The organism is Bacillus sp. V26 (genome assembly GCF_034296245.1).
GTDB lineage: Bacteria > Bacillota > Bacilli > Bacillales > Bacillaceae > Bacillus > Bacillus halotolerans.
On record NZ_JAXKQF010000001.1, the window covers coordinates 95545 to 116251 of the forward strand.

The following is a 20707-nucleotide window of genomic DNA, read 5'->3' on the forward strand; positions in this document are numbered from 1 at the left end:
GTTTGGGTTTTCTGTATGTTATAGAATAAATAGCTGGATGAAAAACAGAACGGCAAATACGAGGACGAGAGGATGAATGTCTCTCCATTTTCCCCGTGCTGCTTTCACAATCGGATACGAAATAAAGCCAAGCGCAATTCCTGTGGAAATGCTTGATGTAAGAGGCATGGTCAGAACAACGAGAAATGCCGGAAATGCCTCGTCCATCTCCTTCCAGTTAATATTCGACACCGAGCCCATCATCAGGCTGCCGACAATAATCAAAGCCGGAGAAGTGATGGCGGATATGCCGGATAAGGCGCTGACAAGCGGACTGAAAAACATCGAAGCTGCAAACAATACCGCGACAGTTAAAGACGTAAGACCTGTTCTTCCCCCGGCTGCTACGCCAGCTGAAGACTCGACAAACGCGGTTGTCGGACTTGTTCCGAAAACAGCACCGACTGTGGTCGCCGTTGAATCAGCAAGCAGTGCTTTTCGCGCGTTCGGGAGCTTGTTGTTTTTCATCAATCCGGCTTGCTCGGCCACACCGATCATCGTACCGGTCGTATCAAAAATCGTTACCAGCAGAAATGAAAAGACGACAGCGTACAGGCCGTGATGGATCACATCGCCAAAAGCGGAGAACGGATTTGAAATAATCAATCCCTCAGGCAAATGCGGAAAAGACATAAAGCCTTTAGGGAAATGCAGCTGGCCGGTAAAAAACGCGATCAAAGCGGTAGCTGCCATTCCGATAAATAACGCTCCGCTTACATTCAGCACCATCAGGATCACACTGATCAATAAGCCGATCAGCGTTAAGATAACCGCTGGCGAATGAAGGTTGCCGAGTGTGACCAGATTTGACTTATCAGCCGTAATAATTCCCGCCTGCCGTAAACCGATAAACGCAATAAAAAGCCCGATCCCTGTGGTGATCCCGTATTTTAAATTGTTTGGAATCGCTTCTATCAGTTGTTTTCTTAAAGGCGTTAACGATAGAATAATGAAGAGAACCCCTGCTGTGAATACTGCGCTGAAAGCTGTTGCGTACGTGATGCCGCCGCCGCTTGCGCCTACAACGTGATAGGCTAAGTAAGCGTTTAAGCCCATGCCGGGCGCAATGGCAATCGGATAATTTGCAGCCAGGGCCATCCACAGCGTTCCAACAATGGAGGCGATAATCGTTGCGGTAAAGACCTGGTCAAAAGGAACTCCGGCATTCGCTAAAATGACCGGATTCACCACTACAATATAGACCATTGTGAAAAAGGTCGTCAATCCAGCTATGATTTCTTGTTTAATCGATGTTTGCTGCTCTTTTAGATGAAACATAGTAACCTCCAATTACGAACGTTTTAACAAAACACCATTAATATTATTCGTTTTATTTAGTTTTTGCAAGTGATTTATTGCAGAAAGGGGATCATTATGAACTGGGAAGTCGAAGTGATCAGAAAAAAAGATGATTTGATTCGCGATACGCAGGAATTCTTGAGAATCAACAGTGTAATGGACGAAACAACAGCCGGGCCCGGCAAACCATTCGGAGAAGGGGTAAATGCCAGCTTGACCTCTTTGCTTGAGCTTGGAGAAAAAGAAGGATTTTCCGTGAAAAATCTTGACGGGTTCGCCGGTCATATCGAATGGGGCGAGGGTGAAGACATTGTCGGCGTTCTTTGCCATGTTGATGTTGTACCGCCCGGAGACGGCTGGACAAGTGATCCGTTTTCAGCTGACATCCGAAACGGACGGATTTATGCAAGGGGCGCCATTGACGACAAAGGTCCGACGATGGCGGCGTTCTACGCGCTGAAAATCGTCAAAGACATGAATCTGCCGCTTTCTAAGCGTGTCAGAATCATTATCGGAACAGATGAAGAAAGTGATTGGAGATGTGTGGAGCATTATTTCAAGCACGAAGAAATGCCGACTCTCGGTTTTGCGCCAGATGCTGATTTCCCGATTATTAACGCGGAAAAAGGGATTATTGATGCTTCACTGCTCATCCCGCACCGCGCAAACGAAGCCGCTTCAGAAACAGTTCTTGCCTCGTTTACATCAGGCCTCCGCTTAAACATGGTGCCAGACGCTGCGGAAGCCGTTATCAAAGGATCAAATATAGAAGAGGTTCTTGCCTCATTTAAAGACATGCTCCGCGCAACGGATCAAAAAGGTGAAGCTGAGATTGAGAATGGGCAGCTGATCTTGCGCATGCACGGACTTTCCTGCCATGCGATGGAACCGAACAATGGAGTGAATGCCGGCATCAAACTGGCAGAATTTTTGCGCAAGACTGGGCTGGATGAAGCCGGACAGCGTTTTGTTCAAATCGTGACAGACAAATTCTCAGATGATACGAGAGGAAAGAAACTGAATATTGACTGTGAGGATGAGATTAGCGGAGAGCTGACATTAAATGTCGGAACACTGCGCTATACAGAAGGGCAAGGAGGCGAGCTCGGAATCAATATCCGCTATCCGGTAACGGCGGAAAGCAAAATGATCCGCGATGCGTTTGAAAGCGCCGCTGAATTTGAGCTTGGAGAATTTAAAGACAGCAAGCCGCATCATGTATCAGCAGACCATCCGCTAGTCAAAACACTGCAAAAGGTATATGAAGGCCAATTGGGCAAAAAAGCTGATTTAATTTCAATCGGCGGGGGAACGTACGCAAGATCTTTGAAGGCCGGCGTCGCATTCGGTCCGCTGTTCCCCGGACGTCCCGACAGTGCGCACCAAAAGGACGAGTATATTGAAATTGATGATCTCCTCAGAGCGACTGCTTTATATGCGCAGGCCATCTACGAACTTGCAAAATAAAAGGACCGGCTTCTTCTGAAGCCAGTCCTTTTTTTACACAAATGACCATAAATCAGTTGATAAATAGCGTTCTCCGGTATCAGCTGTCATACAGACAACGACTTGATCAGGAGAGAGACGTTTGGCTGCTTCAATCGCCGCGAAGCAGGCAGCGCCTGAAGAAGGCCCGACGAGAATTCCTTCCTCCGCAGCAAGGCGTCTGGTAGTCGTATAAGCATCCTCATCAGTGATTTTGATAATTTCATCATATACATCTTGATTTAAAACTGGAGGTATGAAGCCTGGGCTTGTTCCAACCAGCTTATGCGCACCCGGTTTTCCGCCTGATAATACCGGAGACCCTGCAGGCTCAACAACATGAACCAAAATATCCGGGAAAAGTTCTTTTAGCGCTTCACCGGTGCCTGTAATGGTCCCGCCAGTACCGGAAGAAGCTACAAAAGCGCCTAGCGGTTTTCCGATTTCTTTTATTGCCCGGGCAATTTCAAGAGCAGTTGTTTTTCGATGCGCGTCAGGATTTGCGGTATTATCAAACTGCATCGGAATGAAGCTGTTCGGAATTTGTTCGGCTAGCTCTTTTGCTTTTTTAATGCTGCCGGGCATTCTTTCCGATCCGGGAGTTAACACAACCTCTGCACCATAGGCTTTGAGGAGGTTGATCCGCTCCTTCGTCATTGTATCCGGCATGACTAAAATCGCTTTATAGCCGCGGGCCGCCGCATTCATGGCGAGTCCGATTCCGGTATTTCCGCTGGTCGGCTCAATGATAACTGAGCCAGGCTTGAGTAAGCCGTTTTGTTCTGCTTCTATGATCATATTGTAAGCGGCTCTGTCTTTCACACTGCCGCTTGGATTGAAAAATTCAAGTTTTAAATAGACTTGTGCTGCGTTTTCCGGCTGAAGCCGATTCAATTTCACAAGCGGTGTATCTCCTATAAGATCAGAAGTGTTTTCAACGATTTTCAACATTGTCATTCCTTTCTGAATAAAACAAGTGTCATATAATATCCTAACATAATAAACGTTTGCGCGAGAGTGTTTTCATATGCGGTTCCTCTATTCGCGCAGCCTCTTTATTGATAAAATAATAGTAGTTAAAGAAGGGAGTGTCAGACGGATGTCAGATATCCGGCCTCATTATTTCATCGGCGTGCCCATTCCGCCGGAAATTGCAAATCCGATTTACCAGGCTGCGAAAAGCGAGCCGGCGCTCGCGTTTCAGAAATGGGTGCACCCGCTTGACTACCATATCACGTTAATTTTTCTCGGTGCGGCGGATGAAGCGCAAATCAAGCAGCTTGAAGGCTCGCTTGCCGAGATAGCTGCAGATGTCAATCCGTTTACAATTGAGTTTGACAAAATAGATGTGTTCGGAGACCTTAGGCAGCCGCGCGTGTTACATTTGGAGCCGAAGAAGAATACGGCGCTCGAAACACTGCGGGAGTATACAAAACAAGCTGTTCTTCAAGCAGGCTTTAAAGTGGAAAAGAGAGCGTATCATCCCCATATGACGCTGGCAAGAAAATGGACAGGCCAAAAGGGATTTCCAGCGCATGTCCCGTTTAAAAGCGGTGAGGTTTCAACGGCTATTGAACGATTTTCACTTTTTCAGACACACTTAAATCAATCACCAAAATATGAGGAAAAATACAAATTTCATTTAACTTAATTCATGCGGAGTGGAGAAACAAAATGGCACAAATCATCAAAATACATGATTATATATCGAGATATGAACTTGATCCGTACCATTATATGAATCAGTTTATACGGCTGAAAAAAGAGCGCTGGCTTTCACTATTAGAAGCAGCGGAGCGCCAGCATGAAGAAAGACAAGCCAGTGCTGAACAGCCGGAACCGGTGCAGAAACGAAAAAAATTTTCATTGAAAAGAAGAAAAGAAGAGATAGAAGCCGATATACAAGAAGAGAGACACCAATGGTTTGAGGAAGAAGACGATCTGAACGTAAGGCTGCCGAAGAGCAGGATGGCGCTTGCTTCCTTTTATAAAAGACATTTATATGAATTTCAGCTCAAATGGGCAAGCTCTACTCTTTCCGAGATGTCAAATCTGTCAAACCAGGTGAAGCAGGACCGCATTTTGCGTTTTCTGGCCCAGCAGCTTCCTGATTCTTATTTTATGATGTATAAGCCTGTGCTTAAAATTCAGCAGGCGGCAGTAGAATTAAGCATAGTGATCATTTCACCTCTTGACATTTTTTGCGTTTCTTTTATAGAGGCAGAGGAAGACAGTGTGTACATAGGATCTAAACATCGTTTTTGGGAGAAGAAAACAGGCTCTCAGACTGAATCGGTATTAAATCCGGCGTTGAGTCTGTTTCGGACGGGATCTGTTGTGTCGAAGATCGTAAAGGAAAAAGGCGCTGATATTCCAGTCTCGAAATTACTCCTGAGCAGAACGTCATACATCGATTACCCCGAGCCGCCGTACGGTCTGGAAATAGTGGACAAACGGGGCTTGGCGGATTGGATGGAGAGGCAGAAGAAAAACACTGCTCCGATAAAACATCATCAATTAAAGGCTGCAAAGGCTTTGTTGTCTTATTGCCTGTCAGACTCCTATCGCAGACAAGAGTGGCTGGAGTAAAGCAGAACGATTTGAGCGGTTTTCTCATAACATAAGCAGGTGAGAAAGATGAGCCAATGGTTTTTTATTATTAATCCGGCAGCAGGGCATCGAAAAGGCCTGCGTGTTTGGAAGTCGATACAAAAGGAATTACTGAAACGAAAGATTGAGCACCGCTCATTTTTAACTGAACATCCGGGACACGCCGAGGTTCTCGCCCGGCAGATTTCAACGATTCAGGAACATAAGCTGAAACGCCTGATCGTTATCGGCGGAGACGGAACGATGCACGAAGTCGTCAACGGGCTGAAAGATGTTGACGATATCGAACTGAGTTTTGTGCCGGCTGGCGCGTACAATGATTTTTCCAGAGGATTCTCCATTAAGAAAATAGATCTGATTCAGGAAATCAGACAGCTGAAGCGTCCGTTAACGCGAACGTTTCATTTAGGAAGCATTAATTTGCTTCAGGATAAATCGCAGGTTCTTTATTTTTTGAATCATATCGGACTCGGCTTTGACGCATATGTCAATAAGAAGGCGATGGAATTTCCATTAAAACGGGCGATCCATTTTCTGCGCCTCCGTTTTCTTGTCTATCCGCTTTCCCATTTGTACGCGTCGGCTACCTTTAAGCCGTTTTCGTTGGCCTGTACAATTGAAGGAGAGACACAGGAATTTCATCATGTCTGGTTTGCGGTCGTCTCCAATCATCCGTTTTACGGAGGCGGCATGAAGGCGGCCCCGCTTGCGAATCCGCGCGAACAGGCATTTGATATCATCATTGTTGAGAATCTGCCGTTTTTGAAAAAGTATTGGTTTTTATGCTTGATGACATTTGGAAAACACACCAAAATGGACGGCGTGACGATGTTTAAAGCGAAAGACATTACGTTTTACACGAAGGACAAAATTCCGTTCCATGCTGACGGAGAAATTATGGGTACAACCCCATTCCGTCTGGCATCGAGTCCCTCACCCTTACGGATCAAAACATAAACGTTTTTGGAGGAGAGAGATTCTGATGGTCAGTATCCAACGCAGCTTTGAAGCGTATGCCGATGAAATGAATATTATTACGGTTCTGATTCCTGCTGATCAAAAAGATACCTTTACGCCGCCTTTTCAGCTTGAGACAGATACAGCGGAAATTCCTCTGACAGTCAGTCAGAAATGGCAAATAGAAGGGAAATACAAGTATGTATGTGTAGCTGAACAGCCGGTGACTTTCGGAAAAACGCATCATGTCAAAGCATCCGGCGGCGGAAAAACGGATCTCCAAATCGGGGCGGTTGTCAGGACGGATGCGTTTGATGCTGCATTTTATTATGACGGAGAGCTCGGAGCTGTGTACGCTTCGGATTATACTGAATTTAAGGTATGGGCGCCTGCTGCGACGTCAGCTGCCGTCAAGCTGTCACATCCCGAAAAAAGCGGGGACACGTTCCAAATGACAAGAATGGAAAATGGAGTATACGCCGTTACAGTGGCTGGAGATCTGCACGGTTATGAGTATGTGTACCGGATTTGCAACAATTTAGAATGGACAGAAACGGTTGATCCGTATGCAAAAGCTGTGACGGTCAACGGAGAGAAGGGTGTTGTGCTGCGCCCTGATCAAGCAAATTCGGCTCCTTCGCTTACACCATTTTCAGCCCCCGTTGATGCCATTATTTATGAGATGCACATCCGAGATTTCTCCATTCATGAAAACAGCGGTATGAAGAACAAGGGGAAATATGCGGCGCTTGCTGAAACGGACACGAAAACGAAAAATGGCAGTTCTACAGGACTTTCTTATTTAAAAGAGCTGGGCGTTACACATATAGAACTTTTGCCGCTAAACGATTATGCCGGAGTTGATGAAGAAAACCCGCTTACCGCCTACAATTGGGGCTATAATCCGCTTCATTTTTTCGCCCCGGAGGGAAGCTATGCCTCCAATCCTCACGACCCTCAGACAAGAAACACAGAAGTAAAACAAATGATTCACACCCTGCAACAGCATGGCCTGCGTGTCATTCTGGATGTTGTTTATAACCATGTATATCAAAGAGAGCACTCGCCCTTTGAAAAAACGGTGCCCGGTTATTTCTTCCGGCATGATCAATTCGGGATGCCTTCAAATGGCACCGGCGTAGGGAATGACATCGCCTCAGAAAGGCGGATGGCAAGGAAATTCATTACGGATTGCATCATGTATTGGCTGAAGGAATACGATGTCGACGGCTTCCGCTTTGATCTGCTCGGCATTTTAGATATTGAAACGGTTCTTCATATGAAAGAAAAAGCATCTGAGGTAAAGCCCGGAATCCTTCTCTTTGGGGAAGGCTGGGATTTGGCAACACCGCTGCCGCCTGAACAGAAAGCGACATTGGCGAATGCATCGAAAATGCCGGGCATCGGTTTTTTTAATGATTCGTTTCGTGACGCTGTTAAAGGGAATACCTTTCATATCGCGGCGGCGGGTTTTGCCCTTGGGAACGGCGAAAAAACGGAAACAGTCATGCACGGGATTGCCGGATCTTCCGGATGGAAAGAGACAGCCCCGCTTGTGCCTGCGCCGAGCCAGTCCATCAATTATGTCGAGTCGCATGACAACCACACATTTTGGGATAAAATGAGCCTCGCGCTTCCTCAAGAAAGTGAGAGCCGAAAAAGAAGCAGGCAAAAGCTGGCGTCTGCAATCATTCTGCTGGCCCAGGGAGTGCCGTTTATTCACAGCGGACAGGAATTTTTCCGGACGAAACAGGGGGTGGAAAACAGCTATCAATCCAGTGACAGCATCAACCAGCTGGACTGGTCGCGGCGTGAAACATTCAAGCAGGATGTTGACTATGTCCGCGGGCTGATTTCACTCAGAAAAGCGCATCCGGCATTCCGGCTTACGTCATCAGCCGATATTCAGCGCTGCCTTGAATGTCTGGCTCTCAAAGAGCACCTTATTGTATACCGGCTGTTTAACCTCGGCGCAATCGATGAATGGGAAGAAATCATTGTCATCCATCATGCCAGCCCCGATTCTGTTACATGGCAGCTGCCGAAAGATAAGGCTTACCGTCTTCTATGTGATACTGACGGGTTTCGTGCTGAGCCTGGAGAAATCAAGAAAGCGGTTGCTGTAAACGGCATTGGAACGGTTATCTTATATTTAGCACGAGATCTTACGAGTTTTGCTTGACGAAGTTTGTGCTATAGCGCTAAAATTTAAAAGACGGCTATTGATTAGCATATGAGACTCTCAATAGCTGTCTTTTTTATTTTTCATACGATTCGTACGAAAAAGGCATTCGCTGGATAGACTGAAGACGAATAGGCCTTTATTCTAAAATATTTTAAGAAATGATGGGTTGAACATTGATATGAACTGGTTGGGACAATTACTAGGTAGCGATTGGGAGATCTTCCCCGCCGGAGGAGCTACAGGAGATGCATATTATGCGAAACATAACGGGCAGCAGCTTTTTTTAAAACGTAATAGCTCACCTTTTTTAGCTGTTTTATCCGCCGAAGGCATTGTTCCTAAGCTGGTTTGGACAAAACGGATGGAGAATGGGGACGTCATAACGGCCCAGCACTGGATGACCGGCAGAGAGCTGAAGCCGAAAGACATGAGCGGACGGCCCGTTGCTGAATTGCTTCGTAAAATACACACATCAAAAGCCTTGCTGGACATGCTGAAGAGACTTGGAAAGGAACCGCTGAATCCAGGGACTCTGCTGTCTCAGCTTAAACAGGCTGTATTTGCTGTGCAGCAATCTTCGCCGCTGATTGAAGAAGGGATTACGTATTTAGAAGATCATCTGCATGAGGTGCATTTCGGTGAGAAAGTCGTTTGCCATTGTGATGTCAATCATAATAACTGGTTATTGTCTGAAGACAACCAGCTGTATTTAATTGACTGGGACGGCGCCATGATCGCTGATCCGGCGATGGATCTGGGGCCATTGCTGTACCACTATGTCGAAAAGCCAGCTTGGGAGAGCTGGCTGGGCATGTACGGTATTGAGTTAACGGACGGCCTTCGGTTAAGAATGGCATGGTATGTGCTATCTGAAACAATCACTTTCATTGCCTGGCATAAATCCAAAGGAAACGATAAAGAATTCCATGATGCAATGGAAGAACTGCATATGCTGATGAAGCGGATTGTTCAATAATCAGGAATACGAATCCATTTCCTCTACCCATTGAGACAAGCTGCTCTGATGCTCTTGTATGTGTGAGTCGATGGATTTGGATGATATTCCTGATTGGCTGTATCGGTACACATCTTCCAGCACGTTTTTAAAGTGTGAATCGAGCTCGGTGTTTGCCATCAGCGATTTAATCACACGTTCAAGCTGTTCGTACTCTGCGACGGTTCCGCAGCAGTCTAATTGATGGTCAGTCAAAATGTCCTTCAATAGATCAACTTGATTCTCGTAATTTAAACCCATAAAACGGTACACATCCCTTCAGTATCTTACGGGTTAAATTGTTCAAAACAGTATGGTTTTATGCATGAGACACGAGTGTTCCGACAGATGGGACCCTCTTTTTTTATGTGATCTGCTCTAAAAAGGCACACCTTCAAAAACAAGCTTGCGGGTCTTTTTAATTCATGGTATGTTGTTAGTCGAAATAATAGATAGAGGTGTCAATCATATGAGAATGCGCCACAAGCCTTGGGCTGATGACTTTTTGGCTGAAAACGCAGATATTGCCATCAGCAATCCTGCAGATTATAAAGGAAAATGGAGTACAGTGTTTGGCAACAGCAATCCGATCCATATCGAGGTCGGTACAGGAAAAGGGCAATTTATTTCCGGGATGGCCAAACAAAATCCTGACATTAATTATATTGGTATTGAGTTATTTAAAAGCGTAATTGTGACAGCTGTTCAGAAAGTAAAGGATAGCGAAGTGCCGAATGTAAAGCTTTTGAATATAGACGCGGACACGCTGACAGACGTGTTTGAGCCGGGTGAAGTCAAACGGGTGTACTTGAACTTTTCTGATCCTTGGCCGAAAAACCGCCACGAAAAACGCCGTCTGACGTATTCCCATTTTCTCAAGAAATATGAAGAAGTGATGGGGAAAGGCGGAGCAATTCATTTTAAAACAGACAACCGCGGCCTGTTTGAGTACTCGCTGAAAAGCTTCTCGGAATACGGTCTGCTGCTGACATATGTCAGTCTTGATTTGCATAACAGCGATATGGAAGATAACATCATGACAGAATATGAAGAAAAATTCTCAGCACTCGGCCAGCCAATCTACCGGGCTGAAGTTGAATGGAGAGCGTAAAACAGACTCTGACACAGGAGTCTGTTTTTTTTATGCGCTGTTTGCTACGATGATGACAGGGGGGATGAAAATGGAAACGATGAAAATTGGAAACACGACGTTAACTTGGCTTGACGGAGGGGTGACTCATATGGACGGAGGAGCCATGTTCGGCGTTGTTCCAAAGCCGTTATGGTCAAAAAAATATCCAGTCAATGAAAAAAACCAGATTGAATTAAGGACAGATCCGATTCTTATTCAAAAGGGCGGTCAAAACGTGATTGTCGATGCCGGTATCGGGTCCGGAAAGCTGACTGAGAAACAAAAAAGAAACTACGGTGTGACCCAAGAATCCAATGTGAAAACATCATTAGCAGCGCTCGGGTTAACAGTTGAAGATATCCACGTGATCGCCATGACACACCTTCACTTTGACCATGCGTGCGGATTGACGGAATACGAAGGAGATAAACTGGTGCCAGTTTTTCCAAATGCCGTTATTTATACTTCATCTGTCGAATGGAATGAAATGCGCCATCCGAACATCAGATCGAAAAATACCTACTGGAAAGAAAACTGGGAGGCGGTTGCCGGCCAAGTGAAGACCTTTGAAGACACTTGCACGATAACAGAGGGGGTTACAATGCATCATACCGGGGGCCACAGTGACGGCCACTGTGTTCTTGTATGTGAGGATGCGGGTGAAACCGCGGTACATATGGCGGATTTGATGCCGACACACGCCCACCGCAATCCATTATGGGTGCTGGCTTATGATGATTATCCGATGACCTCTATACCGCAAAAGCAAAAGTGGCAGGCGTATGCAGCGGAAAAAGACGCATGGTTTATTTTTTATCATGATGCCGAATATCGCGCACTGAAATGGGATGGGGACGAAAGAATGACAGTATCACTCAAACGAAAGAAACAATAGCATATTTTCATGTTTACCCTGCATGATTTCCGGCTAATAAAGCAAACCTAGTACTAATTATGCTCAGAAAGGAAGAGGCAGGGTGAAACAATTTGAAGTAACGAACGAAGGAGACATTCAGACAACATTAAGAGGCCTTGAAGTACTCTCTGTTCCTTTTTTGAACAAAGGAGTGGCTTTTACAAAAGAGGAAAGAAAAGAGCTCGGATTGAATGGCTTTTTGCCGCCGAAGGTATTGACCATTGATGAACAGGCAAAAAGAGCGTACGAACAGTTTTCCTCACAGCCTGATGATTTAAGTAAAAACGTTTATTTGACAGCGCTGCACGATCGAAATGAAACGCTGTTTTACCGTTTGTTAAATGACCACTTAGGGGAAATGCTCCCGATTGTATACACGCCGACAGTAGGTACGGCCATTCAGAGATACAGCCATGAATACAGGAAGCCGAGAGGGCTCTATCTGTCCATCGATGACCCGGAAGGCATGAGAGAGGCATTTAAACAGTTTAAAGACAAAAGTGATGCCATCGATTTAATTGTCGCAACCGATGCTGAAGGAATTTTAGGAATCGGAGACTGGGGAGTCGGCGGTATCGCGATATCAATTGGCAAGCTTGCGGTATACACGGCCGCTGCGGGAATTGATCCGAGCAGAGTGCTGGCTGTCGTTTTGGATGCTGGCACAAATCAAGAGAGCCTCTTGAACGACCCGCTTTATGTCGGCAACCAGCATTCCAGAGTGCGCGGTGAACGCTATGACCAATTTATTGATGAATATGTCTCACTTGCGAGAGAGACATTCCCGAATGCATTGCTCCACTGGGAGGACTTCGGAGCGAAAAATGCGCGCAGCATCTTGAAACGCTATAAAGATAAAGTATGTACGTTTAATGATGATATCCAAGGTACAGGCGCTGTTTCACTGGCGGCAGTCTTATCCTGTGCAAAAGCGTCTAAAGTGCCGCTGAGGGATCACAGGGTCGTGATATTCGGAGCGGGGACAGCCGGAATCGGAATTGCTGAACAGCTGCGGGAAGCATTGGTGCGCGAAGGGCTGAGTGAGGAAGAATCATACCAGCGATTCTGGTGCATAGATCGAAACGGGCTGTTAACTGGTGATATGGATCAGCTTCTCGACTTCCAAAAACCTTATGCCCGTTCGGCTGATGAAGTGAAGGATTATCAGCGTAACGGAGAAGGCGGGGGCATTGATCTTCTTGAAGTGGTCCGGCAGGCGAAACCGACGATCCTGATCGGAACATCTACGGTTTCCGGTGCCTTTACTGAAGAAATTGTAAAAGAAATGGCGTCACACGTAAAACGTCCGGCGATTTTGCCGATGTCGAATCCGACGACTCTTTCCGAAGCAAAACCGCAAGATGTAATTGAATGGACGGAAGGCCGTGCGCTTATCACGACAGGAAGCCCGTTCCCGCCAGTGGAATATAACGGCGTGACATATCATATCGGACAGGCCAACAACGCACTAGTCTTCCCAGGGCTTGGGCTTGGAACAATTGTCACCAAATCAAAATTAATCACCGATGGCATGTTTGAAGCGTGTGCCCGTGCGATCGCAAGTATGGTCAATGTCGGCATGCCTGGCGCGCCGATGCTTCCGAAGGTGGAGGATTTACGGACTGTATCGGCAACGGTTGCAGTTGAAGTCGCTAAAACCGCCATTAAGGAAGGCGTGGCCACTGAAGAGCCTGAGGACATCATTCAGGCTGTGCAGGACGCGATGTGGTATCCGGTATACAAACCAATTCGCGCGATATAATATAAAAAAGAGCCGCTGCATGGGCAGCGGCTCTTATTTTACGCTTGTCCGGTGTTAAGACGCGATTGTATCGATGACATCTACAATTCTCCCCGTTTTCGCATCCACCATCACTTCATATTGCTCTAGTTCTCCGAAAGCTGACCGTGTAACACCGGTCTTGTACACCTGCACGGTTTCTCCATTCACATTGTAGGGCTCCGGCTGGGTGTAGATCCATGATCCATCAATCGGCCCCCGCTGTTTAAAAGCGGATTTTACGATACGAAGCGCTCTTTCTGAAGAAATATAAGGCTTCATCACATATTGCTTCACAACAACAGCCGTACAAATTCCAAGTCCTGCTCCTAAAAGAAGATGACGCAATTTCAAAATAAAGCACCTCCTGATTGATCGTACTTTCATTATACAGAAACCGCCAAATCCTGTTAAGCGATACGCGGCTCATTGAGCAGATTCAATCAGCGTGCTTGGAAAACAGAATTTTTTCTAATAAAATAAAAGAACTACATAGAAATGAGGGGAAAACATGAATCAAGAAACGAAAGCGCTTTTCCAAACACTGACGCAGCTTCCCGGAGCGCCGGGCAATGAGCATCAGGTCCGCGCGTTTATGAAGCAGGAGCTTGCCAAATATGCCGATGATATCGTTCAGGACAGACTGGGAAGTGTTTTCGGAGTCAGAAAAGGCGGAGAGGACGCGCCGAAAATCATGGTGGCTGGACATATGGATGAAGTCGGATTTATGGTGACATCCATTACAGATAACGGATTACTCAGGTTCCAAACGCTCGGGGGCTGGTGGAGTCAGGTGCTGCTGGCGCAAAGAGTGGAAATTCAAACAGATAACGGCCCGGTTCCGGGGGTTATTTCAAGCATACCGCCGCATCTGTTAACAGATGCTCAGCGAAACCGTCCGATGGATATCAAAAACATGATGATTGATATCGGAGCGGATGATAAGGAAGACGCCATCAAAATCGGCATTAAACCGGGCCAGCAAATTGTCCCTGTATGCCCGTTTACCATTATGGCGAATGAAAAGAAAATATTATCAAAAGCGTGGGATAACCGGTATGGCTGCGGATTGAGCATTGAATTGCTGAAGGAATTGCAAGGAAAAGAACTGCCGAATACGCTTTACGCTGGCGCAACCGTTCAGGAAGAAGTCGGCTTAAGAGGCGCGCAGACAGCGTCTCATATGATCAAACCGGATTTGTTCTTCGCGCTTGACGCCAGTCCGGCAAACGACATGAGCGGCAATAAACAGCAGTTTGGGCAGCTTGGAAAGGGCTTTTTGCTCCGCATTCTTGACAGAACAACCGTTATGCACCGCGGAATGAGAGAATTTATTCTGGATATGGCTGAAACGCATCAGATTCCATATCAATACTTTGTTTCCGGCGGCGGAACAGATGCAGGCAGAGTGCATATTTCAAACAGCGGCGTTCCGTCAGCAGTTATCGGGATCTGCTCCCGCTACATTCATACAAATGCGTCTATTATCCATATTGATGATTACGCTGCGGCTAAAGAAATGCTGATAAAGCTCGTAACTGCCTGTGACAAGCAGACAGTTGAAGCAATTAAAGAAAATATGTAAAACCTGGAGAAAAAGCTTGTTGAGCAAAGCTGTAAGCCATGTCGACAAGCTTTTTTCTTATTTTATTTCAAATACATAGGAAAGTGCTTTAATGGCTTGGTTCACCGTTTCAACAGTCATATTCGCTTTGTTTGAAAGCTCTTTCAATGGGTGGTGGAGCGATTCAGGACGAATGATGATCAGGGGTTTGCCTTTTGCGATGGCATAGGAAGCATCCATTGCTGTGTTCCATTGTTTATACTTTTCGCCAAACAAGGCGATTACAAAGTCGGCTTTATTCATCAAGACGGCAGTTCTGAAGTTATTGATATCAGAAGCCTTGTCGTCCTTATAGACTGCGTTTGGCTGAGCGCCCATGATTTCTTCTCCGATATTGTCTGAACGGTCGTGGTGCTCCATCGGGCCGACAAACGTAATCGGCAGCTTCAGTGACTTCGTTTTCTCCTTTATTTCCTCCCGCCAATTGCTGTGGATTTCTCCGGCTAAATAGACGATAAACTCCAAACTGGATCCCTCCTTATGTATGACCATTTGTCAATTTTACCCTCATGTAAAAGATGTTAAACGAAACGTGCTTGATAATGCAAATAAAATATGATAATGATAATGGGAAAGCTTATCTTACATATTCATTCGTTGCATATAAGTGGTTTTGCCGCAAGCAGTTTGGTATGATCCAAATGGACGAGTATCGATAAACTAACATGTAAGAACATAAACAACTGGAGGGATATTTGATGAAAAAAATCGAAACAACGCAAGAGCTGGAAAAAGCGGTAAAGGATGATTGGGCAGTATTTATGTTTTCTGCTGACTGGTGCCCGGACTGCCGTTTTGTAGAGCCTTTTCTTCCGGAATTGGAAGCAGACTTTCCTGAATTCACTTACTACTATGTAGACCGCGACAAATTTATTGATACATGCGCAGAGTGGGAGATTTACGGCATTCCAAGCTTTGTTGTGTTTAATGAAGGAAAAGAAGTGAATCGTTTTGTGAGCAAAGACCGCAAAACAAAAGAAGAAATTGAACAGTTTTTAACTGACTCTCTCGCAAAAGCGTAAAGGAGGAAATCCGGTTTGAAAATGACCTCAAGGAAGCTGTCAGACATATTGAAACAGCGCCTTCAGCACGAGAATCGCTCCTTTTTATTTGACAGAGAAAAAGACACCCTCCGTGTTGAGGATGAAACAACTAAAAAAGGAATTACGCTCGACCTGCCGCCGATTATTGCAAAATGGGAACTGAAAAAAGACGAAGCCATTGACGAGATCGTTTACTATGTATCAGAAGCCATGACAGCTATGGAAGGGAAGTCGCAGGAAATAACCGGGAAGGAAAGCCGCATTTATCCGGTCATCCGCTCAACCTCTTTTCCGGACAAGTCCAGCGAAGAGATTCCGCTTATTTATGACGATCATACCGCAGAAACAAGAATTTACTATGCGCTTGATCTGGGCAAAACCTATCGTTTAATTGATCAGCGCATGCTGGAGAAAGAAAACTGGACAAGGGAGCGGATCAGAGAAACGGCTGCGTTTAACCTCCGCTCTCTGCCGGCGGTTGTCAAAGAGGATACAGTTGCCGGGAATCTCTTTTACTTCTTCAGAGCAAACGACGGTTACGACGCCAGCCGGATTCTGAACGAAGCGATTTTAAATGAGTATAAACAAAATGCTAAAGGTGAGCTCGCGATCTCTGTTCCGCATCAGGACGTTCTGATACTTGCTGACATTCGGAATGAATCAGGGTATGATATTTTAGGACAAATGTCGATGAGCTTCTTTGCAGGCGGCACCGTTCCGATTACGGCGCTTTCTTTCCTGTACAATGAAGGAAAGCTGGAGCCGGTGTTTATCTTGGCAAAAAGCCGTCCGAAAAAGGATTAGAAAGGATTTTTTACTTATGAACGCTTTTTATAATAAAGAAGGTGTGGGAGATACACTTCTGATCTCTCTAAAAGACGTAACGCGCGAGCAAGTAGGCTATGAAAAACATGGCGACGTCGTCAAAATTTTCAATAGCGAAACAAATGAAACGACGGGTTTTAACATCTTTAACGCGTCTTCATACTTAACCATTGATGAAAACGGCCCTGTTGCCCTTTCAGAAACATTCGTTCAAGATGTGAATGAAATGCTAAACAGAAACGGCATTGAAGAAACATTAGTCGTTGATTTATCGCCAAAGTTTGTTGTCGGATATGTTGAATCAAAAGAAAAACATCCGAATGCGGATAAATTAAGCGTATGTAAAGTCAACGTAGGAGATGAAACGCTTCAGATCGTTTGCGGCGCGCCTAATGTTGATCAAGGTCAAAAAGTTGTCGTTGCCAAAGTCGGCGCTGTGATGCCGAGCGGACTCATCATTAAGGATGCTGAGCTTCGGGGCGTACCGTCGAGCGGAATGATCTGCTCCGCAAAAGAGCTTGCATTGCCTGACGCTCCGGCTGAAAAAGGAATCCTTGTATTAGAAGGAGACCATGAGGCTGGAGACGCATTTCAGTTTTAGACTCCCATAAACGCGCCGAAAAAATCGAATCATGTAAAAAAAGCCGCTAAGCCCTTGTTTAGCGGCTTTGTTTTGCTGAAAGCTTAATCTTTTCTGGGCCGACAAGCAGTGGTATACTAAAAATCGTCCCAGAAAACTATAAGGGAGTTAGAGATGAATTATGAGTTGGCTTCATAAATTTTTTGATTTGTTTTTAGGAGAGAGTGAAGAGGACGCTGAACGGGAGACAAAACCTGCTCAAATTCCGAAACAGCCAGAATCGCATCACTCCGAAGGACAATTAAAACGAATGGAAGATCCTAAAATATATTACGAATATCCTAAAGGCAAGTTCCGTTTTCCGGTTGTGCCTGACGGATACCAAAAAAATGATTTGAGAAGGCGCCGCCCGCCATCGGAGGAACCGCAAGCGGAGCCTCGTTCGAGCGCTGCTCAGCACAGAGACCGCACAAATAATGAAAAAGAGCATCATACATATGAAAAATCAGAGCCGGCCAAGAAACCTTTTAAACCGACAAATATACCTTCGCCTGTATATGGATTTAATCAAAAACCATCTGTGAAAAAGGACGTGCCGAAACAATCTGCGGAAAAAAAAGGTGTGCAAAAAAAGCCGGAACCTGTAGAAGAGAAGGTCACGCTGCTTTCAGAAGAAATCGAACGCGAACGCAGCTATCCAATGCCGGACCGGCCGCCGCAGCAACAGAAGAAGGAGCCTCTCTTTTCATATGACCGATTCGAAGAACAGCCTTCTGGCGTCCTAAAAAGTACGAATGAAACAATGGCAAAGCACTCAGCAGAGGAGCTGTCAGACAAAAAAGTAAACGCTGGAGACGAAATGGCTCCAAAAGCTGCCGAGATGCGGTCAGAAGAAACAGAACAAATGAAGCAGCAGGAAGAATCTTTCTTGCGCGAAGAAAAATCTTGGGAAGAGACTGTGACAGGTGCCGGAATGGAAGCAGAAAAGCTGTCAGGTAACGAAGGATATGCCCGCGAAGAAGCTGTTCCAGAAACTGCTGACACCGCCTCAACTCAAGCAGAACAAACGGAAAATCAAGAGCATTTCTTACCCGATGAGCGATATGGGGAAGAGGCTGTGACAGATGCTGAAACTGAGGCAGAAGAGCCGTCAGCCAACGAAGGAAACGTTCGTGAAAAAGCTGTTCCAGAAACTGCTGACACCATGTCAGCCCCAGCAGAACAAATGGAAATCCATGAGCATGAGCAGCCTTTCTTGCATAATGAACGATACGAGGAAGAGACTGTGGCAGATGCCGGGCAAGAAGCAGAGGAACTGTCAGACAGCCAGACAGCTGCTCACGAAGAAATCATTCCGGAAGCTGCATCAGCTCAAGTGATAGAGGAAATCAGCCAGCCTGAAGCATCCGCGGCCCAGATAAATGACTATCCAGAACCGGAACATAGCACAGAAGAGGATTCTCAATCCTATTCTGCGGAGGATGAAAGCCGGGAGGAAGAAATTTCTGCGGGTGAAAGACGAACGGTCCCAGCAGAACAGCAGAACAGAACCAAGAAGTCGGGTAACAATCCTGAACGAAGTCCAGCACTTCAGAAGGGACCGTCTGTTCCTTTTAATGTTATGATGCTGAAAAGCGATGCGCATAAACAGCAAAAAGCAGGGGAGCGCCGCGGAAGCTATGTGTTCCCAAATGTCTCACTGCTTGATGTGCCGCCAGCACAAGTTCAGGACGATACTGCGTGGATAGAAAACCAGCGTCAGCTGCTTGATTTAACTTTGAAAAACTTTAACGTTCGGGCCAATGTGGTTCATGTAACGCAAGGGCCGTCAGTCACAAGATTTGAAGTACACCCTGAACCGGGTGTAAAGGTGAATAAAATCACCAACCTGTCTGATGACATTAAACTCAGCCTGTCCGCCAGAGATATTCGAATAGAAGCGCCGATTCCGGGGAAAAACACGATCGGAATTGAAGTGCCGAACCGCACGAGCAAGGTGGTTGATTTGCGCCAAATGATTCGCAGCTCTGCTTTCAGGACGAGCACGTCACCGCTTACGGCAGCACTTGGATTGGATATTTCGGGGAATCCTGTAGTCATTGACCTGAAGAAAATGCCGCACGGTCTTATTGCCGGGGCTACAGGATCGGGAAAAAGCGTGTGCATCAATACGATTTTAGTGAGTCTGCTTTATAAAGCTGATCCGAGTGAAGTGAAGGTGCTGCTGATTGATCCGAAAATGGTAGAGCTTGCGCCTTACAACAAAATTCCTCATCTCGTCAGCCCTGTCATTACCGACGCCAAAGCGGCTACAGCTGCTTTAAAATGGGTCGTTGAGGAAATGGAGCGCCGCTATGAACTGTTTGCCCATTCCGGTGTTCGCGATATTGACCGTTTCAATCAATTAACCTCTGATCACCAAACGGGCGAAAAATTGCCGTATTTAGTTGTGGTCATTGACGAGCTTGCCGACTTGATGATGGTAGCTCCAAACGATGTAGAAGAAAGCATTGCCCGGATTGCTCAAAAAGCAAGAGCCTGCGGAATCCATTTGCTAGTCGCGACTCAGCGTCCGTCAGTCGATGTCATTACCGGTCTGATTAAAGCGAATATCCCGACGAGAATTGCGTTTTCTGTCTCCAGCCAGGTTGATTCCCGAACAATCATTGACATGGCTGGTGCGGAAAAACTTCTCGGCAAAGGAGACATGCTCTTTTTAGAGAACGGTTCTGGAAAACCGGTGCGTCTTCAAGGCAACTTTGTATCGGACCGGGAAATTGACCGTGTCGTTTCCCATGTCAGAAACCAGCTGCCGCCAACTTATTTATTCGAACAGGAAGAATTGGTCAGACAAGGCTCTGCCTTAAAGGAAGAGGATGAGCTGTTTTATGAGGCGTGCGAATTTGTTGTTGAGCAAAACAGTGCAAGCACGTCAAGCCTGCAAAGAAGATTCAGAATCGGATATAATCGGGCTGCAAGGCTGATTGATATGATGGAAGCGGAAGGTATGATCTCTGAGGCGAAAGGAAGCAAGCCTCGAGAGGTGCTGATCACTGCAAGTGATTTAATAAACGAATAATATAGGTTCATTTTCACAGCAAACATGGTATGATAATGGATAGAGCATTTAACAGCTATGCCGCTTTACAGCAAATGGGCATAGAAATCGTGATATTCAGGTTTAATCGGAAAGAAATAACCGGATACTGAACATAACAAAAAATATAAGGATACGCCG

20 protein-coding genes are annotated in these 20707 nt (G+C 45.9%); 15 read left to right on the top strand and 5 right to left on the bottom strand.

Features of this window, described 5'->3' with window-relative positions; translation table 11 throughout:
- Positions 1-18 precede the first annotated feature (18 nt).
- Complete coding sequence (gene pbuO, locus UJ203_RS00570) at positions 19-1317, bottom strand: hypoxanthine/guanine permease PbuO (protein ID WP_095714540.1); 1299 nt, start codon at positions 1315-1317, stop codon at positions 19-21.
- 96 nt (positions 1318-1413) lie between these two features.
- Between pbuO and pepV the strand changes: the two genes are divergently transcribed.
- A complete protein-coding gene (gene pepV / locus UJ203_RS00575) occupies positions 1414-2805 on the top strand; it encodes a dipeptidase PepV (protein ID WP_322008389.1) in 1392 nt (463 codons plus the stop codon).
- Between the two features lie 33 nt (positions 2806-2838).
- Here the strand turns inward: pepV and cysK are convergent, their stop codons facing one another.
- Positions 2839-3774 carry a cysteine synthase A gene (gene cysK, locus UJ203_RS00580; RefSeq protein ID WP_322008390.1) on the bottom strand — a complete coding sequence of 312 codons (936 nt, stop codon included), beginning with the start codon at positions 3772-3774 and terminating at the stop codon, positions 2839-2841.
- A gap of 148 nt (positions 3775-3922) precedes the next feature.
- Here cysK and thpR point away from each other — a divergent pair, with 148 nt between their 5' ends.
- From thpR to UJ203_RS00605, 5 genes are all read left to right on the top strand, one after another.
- Positions 3923-4474, top strand: coding sequence for an RNA 2',3'-cyclic phosphodiesterase (gene thpR, locus UJ203_RS00585; protein WP_322008391.1), 552 nt, complete (start codon positions 3923-3925; stop codon positions 4472-4474).
- 23 nt (positions 4475-4497) lie between these two features.
- Positions 4498-5412, top strand: coding sequence for a hypothetical protein (locus UJ203_RS00590; RefSeq protein WP_322008392.1), 915 nt, complete (start codon positions 4498-4500; stop codon positions 5410-5412).
- A 48-nt stretch (positions 5413-5460) separates the two neighbouring features.
- The gene (locus tag UJ203_RS00595) at positions 5461-6390 is read left to right on the top strand and encodes a YegS/Rv2252/BmrU family lipid kinase (protein WP_322008393.1); all 930 of its coding nucleotides are present in this window, start codon (positions 5461-5463) and stop codon (positions 6388-6390) included.
- A 25-nt stretch (positions 6391-6415) separates the two neighbouring features.
- A complete protein-coding gene (gene pulA, locus UJ203_RS00600; RefSeq protein WP_322008394.1) occupies positions 6416-8572 on the top strand; it encodes a type I pullulanase in 2157 nt (718 codons plus the stop codon).
- 181 nt (positions 8573-8753) lie between these two features.
- A complete protein-coding gene (locus UJ203_RS00605) occupies positions 8754-9551 on the top strand; it encodes a phosphotransferase family protein (RefSeq protein WP_322008395.1) in 798 nt (265 codons plus the stop codon).
- Here the strand turns inward: UJ203_RS00605 and UJ203_RS00610 are convergent, their stop codons facing one another.
- Positions 9552-9830 carry a YtzH-like family protein gene (locus tag UJ203_RS00610; protein ID WP_322008396.1) on the bottom strand — a complete coding sequence of 93 codons (279 nt, stop codon included), beginning with the start codon at positions 9828-9830 and terminating at the stop codon, positions 9552-9554.
- Between the two features lie 208 nt (positions 9831-10038).
- Here UJ203_RS00610 and trmB point away from each other — a divergent pair, with 208 nt between their 5' ends.
- The 3 genes from trmB (at position 10039) to UJ203_RS00625 (ending at position 13379) form a co-directional block, all read left to right on the top strand.
- A complete protein-coding gene (trmB, locus tag UJ203_RS00615; RefSeq protein ID WP_322008397.1) occupies positions 10039-10680 on the top strand; it encodes a tRNA (guanosine(46)-N7)-methyltransferase TrmB in 642 nt (213 codons plus the stop codon).
- Positions 10681-10750: 70 nt separating this feature from the next.
- The gene (locus UJ203_RS00620; protein ID WP_322008398.1) at positions 10751-11596 is read left to right on the top strand and encodes a YtnP family quorum-quenching lactonase; all 846 of its coding nucleotides are present in this window, start codon (positions 10751-10753) and stop codon (positions 11594-11596) included.
- An 82-nt stretch (positions 11597-11678) separates the two neighbouring features.
- Positions 11679-13379 carry an NAD-dependent malic enzyme gene (locus tag UJ203_RS00625; protein ID WP_322008399.1) on the top strand — a complete coding sequence of 567 codons (1701 nt, stop codon included), beginning with the start codon at positions 11679-11681 and terminating at the stop codon, positions 13377-13379.
- A gap of 54 nt (positions 13380-13433) precedes the next feature.
- Here UJ203_RS00625 and UJ203_RS00630 read toward each other — a convergent pair whose 3' ends face one another.
- Positions 13434-13751, bottom strand: coding sequence for a PepSY domain-containing protein (locus UJ203_RS00630; protein ID WP_010331516.1), 318 nt, complete (start codon positions 13749-13751; stop codon positions 13434-13436).
- 157 nt (positions 13752-13908) lie between these two features.
- Between UJ203_RS00630 and UJ203_RS00635 the strand changes: the two genes are divergently transcribed.
- Positions 13909-14982 (top strand): M42 family metallopeptidase, encoded by a 1074-nt coding sequence (locus UJ203_RS00635; protein WP_322008400.1) that lies wholly within the window; start codon positions 13909-13911, stop codon positions 14980-14982.
- Between the two features lie 57 nt (positions 14983-15039).
- On the opposite strand, the gene UJ203_RS00640 is transcribed toward UJ203_RS00635, so the two are convergent.
- Positions 15040-15486 carry a YtoQ family protein gene (locus UJ203_RS00640; protein ID WP_227598060.1) on the bottom strand — a complete coding sequence of 149 codons (447 nt, stop codon included), beginning with the start codon at positions 15484-15486 and terminating at the stop codon, positions 15040-15042.
- Between the two features lie 77 nt (positions 15487-15563).
- Here UJ203_RS00640 and UJ203_RS00645 point away from each other — a divergent pair, with 77 nt between their 5' ends.
- From UJ203_RS00645 to UJ203_RS00665, 5 genes are all read left to right on the top strand, one after another.
- Entirely contained in the window at positions 15564-15680 is a 117-nt protein-coding gene (locus UJ203_RS00645) for a hypothetical protein (protein WP_125825412.1), read from the top strand.
- Between the two features lie 39 nt (positions 15681-15719).
- Positions 15720-16043, top strand: a complete 324-nt coding sequence (locus UJ203_RS00650; protein ID WP_010331513.1) for a thioredoxin family protein — start codon at positions 15720-15722, stop codon at positions 16041-16043.
- Between the two features lie 15 nt (positions 16044-16058).
- The gene (locus tag UJ203_RS00655; RefSeq protein ID WP_202852612.1) at positions 16059-16868 is read left to right on the top strand and encodes a DUF1444 domain-containing protein; all 810 of its coding nucleotides are present in this window, start codon (positions 16059-16061) and stop codon (positions 16866-16868) included.
- Between the two features lie 16 nt (positions 16869-16884).
- Positions 16885-17490: a YtpR family tRNA-binding protein gene (gene ytpR, locus UJ203_RS00660; RefSeq protein ID WP_322008401.1), complete on the top strand. Its 606-nt coding sequence runs from the start codon at positions 16885-16887 to the stop codon at positions 17488-17490.
- A 160-nt stretch (positions 17491-17650) separates the two neighbouring features.
- Positions 17651-20548 carry a DNA translocase FtsK gene (locus UJ203_RS00665; RefSeq protein WP_322008402.1) on the top strand — a complete coding sequence of 966 codons (2898 nt, stop codon included), beginning with the start codon at positions 17651-17653 and terminating at the stop codon, positions 20546-20548.
- The last annotated feature ends 159 nt before the right edge of the window (positions 20549-20707 follow it).

Bases quoted from the DNA above. Each gene is read 5' to 3' on its own strand.
- pbuO (WP_095714540.1), bottom strand. From the start codon at position 1,317: ATGTTTCATCTAAAAGAGCAGCAAACATCGATTAAACAAGAAATCATA.
- pepV (WP_322008389.1), top strand. From the start codon at position 1,414: ATGAACTGGGAAGTCGAAGTGATCAGAAAAAAAGATGATTTGATTCGC.
- cysK (WP_322008390.1), bottom strand. From the start codon at position 3,774: ATGTTGAAAATCGTTGAAAACACTTCTGATCTTATAGGAGATACACCG.
- thpR (WP_322008391.1), top strand. From the start codon at position 3,923: ATGTCAGATATCCGGCCTCATTATTTCATCGGCGTGCCCATTCCGCCG.
- UJ203_RS00590 (WP_322008392.1), top strand. From the start codon at position 4,498: ATGGCACAAATCATCAAAATACATGATTATATATCGAGATATGAACTT.
- UJ203_RS00595 (WP_322008393.1), top strand. From the start codon at position 5,461: ATGAGCCAATGGTTTTTTATTATTAATCCGGCAGCAGGGCATCGAAAA.
- pulA (WP_322008394.1), top strand. From the start codon at position 6,416: ATGGTCAGTATCCAACGCAGCTTTGAAGCGTATGCCGATGAAATGAAT.
- UJ203_RS00605 (WP_322008395.1), top strand. From the start codon at position 8,754: ATGAACTGGTTGGGACAATTACTAGGTAGCGATTGGGAGATCTTCCCC.
- UJ203_RS00610 (WP_322008396.1), bottom strand. From the start codon at position 9,830: ATGGGTTTAAATTACGAGAATCAAGTTGATCTATTGAAGGACATTTTG.
- trmB (WP_322008397.1), top strand. From the start codon at position 10,039: ATGAGAATGCGCCACAAGCCTTGGGCTGATGACTTTTTGGCTGAAAAC.
- UJ203_RS00620 (WP_322008398.1), top strand. From the start codon at position 10,751: ATGGAAACGATGAAAATTGGAAACACGACGTTAACTTGGCTTGACGGA.
- UJ203_RS00635 (WP_322008400.1), top strand. From the start codon at position 13,909: ATGAATCAAGAAACGAAAGCGCTTTTCCAAACACTGACGCAGCTTCCC.
- UJ203_RS00645 (WP_125825412.1), top strand. From the start codon at position 15,564: ATGCAAATAAAATATGATAATGATAATGGGAAAGCTTATCTTACATAT.
- UJ203_RS00650 (WP_010331513.1), top strand. From the start codon at position 15,720: ATGAAAAAAATCGAAACAACGCAAGAGCTGGAAAAAGCGGTAAAGGAT.
- ytpR (WP_322008401.1), top strand. From the start codon at position 16,885: ATGAACGCTTTTTATAATAAAGAAGGTGTGGGAGATACACTTCTGATC.
- UJ203_RS00665 (WP_322008402.1), top strand. From the start codon at position 17,651: ATGAGTTGGCTTCATAAATTTTTTGATTTGTTTTTAGGAGAGAGTGAA.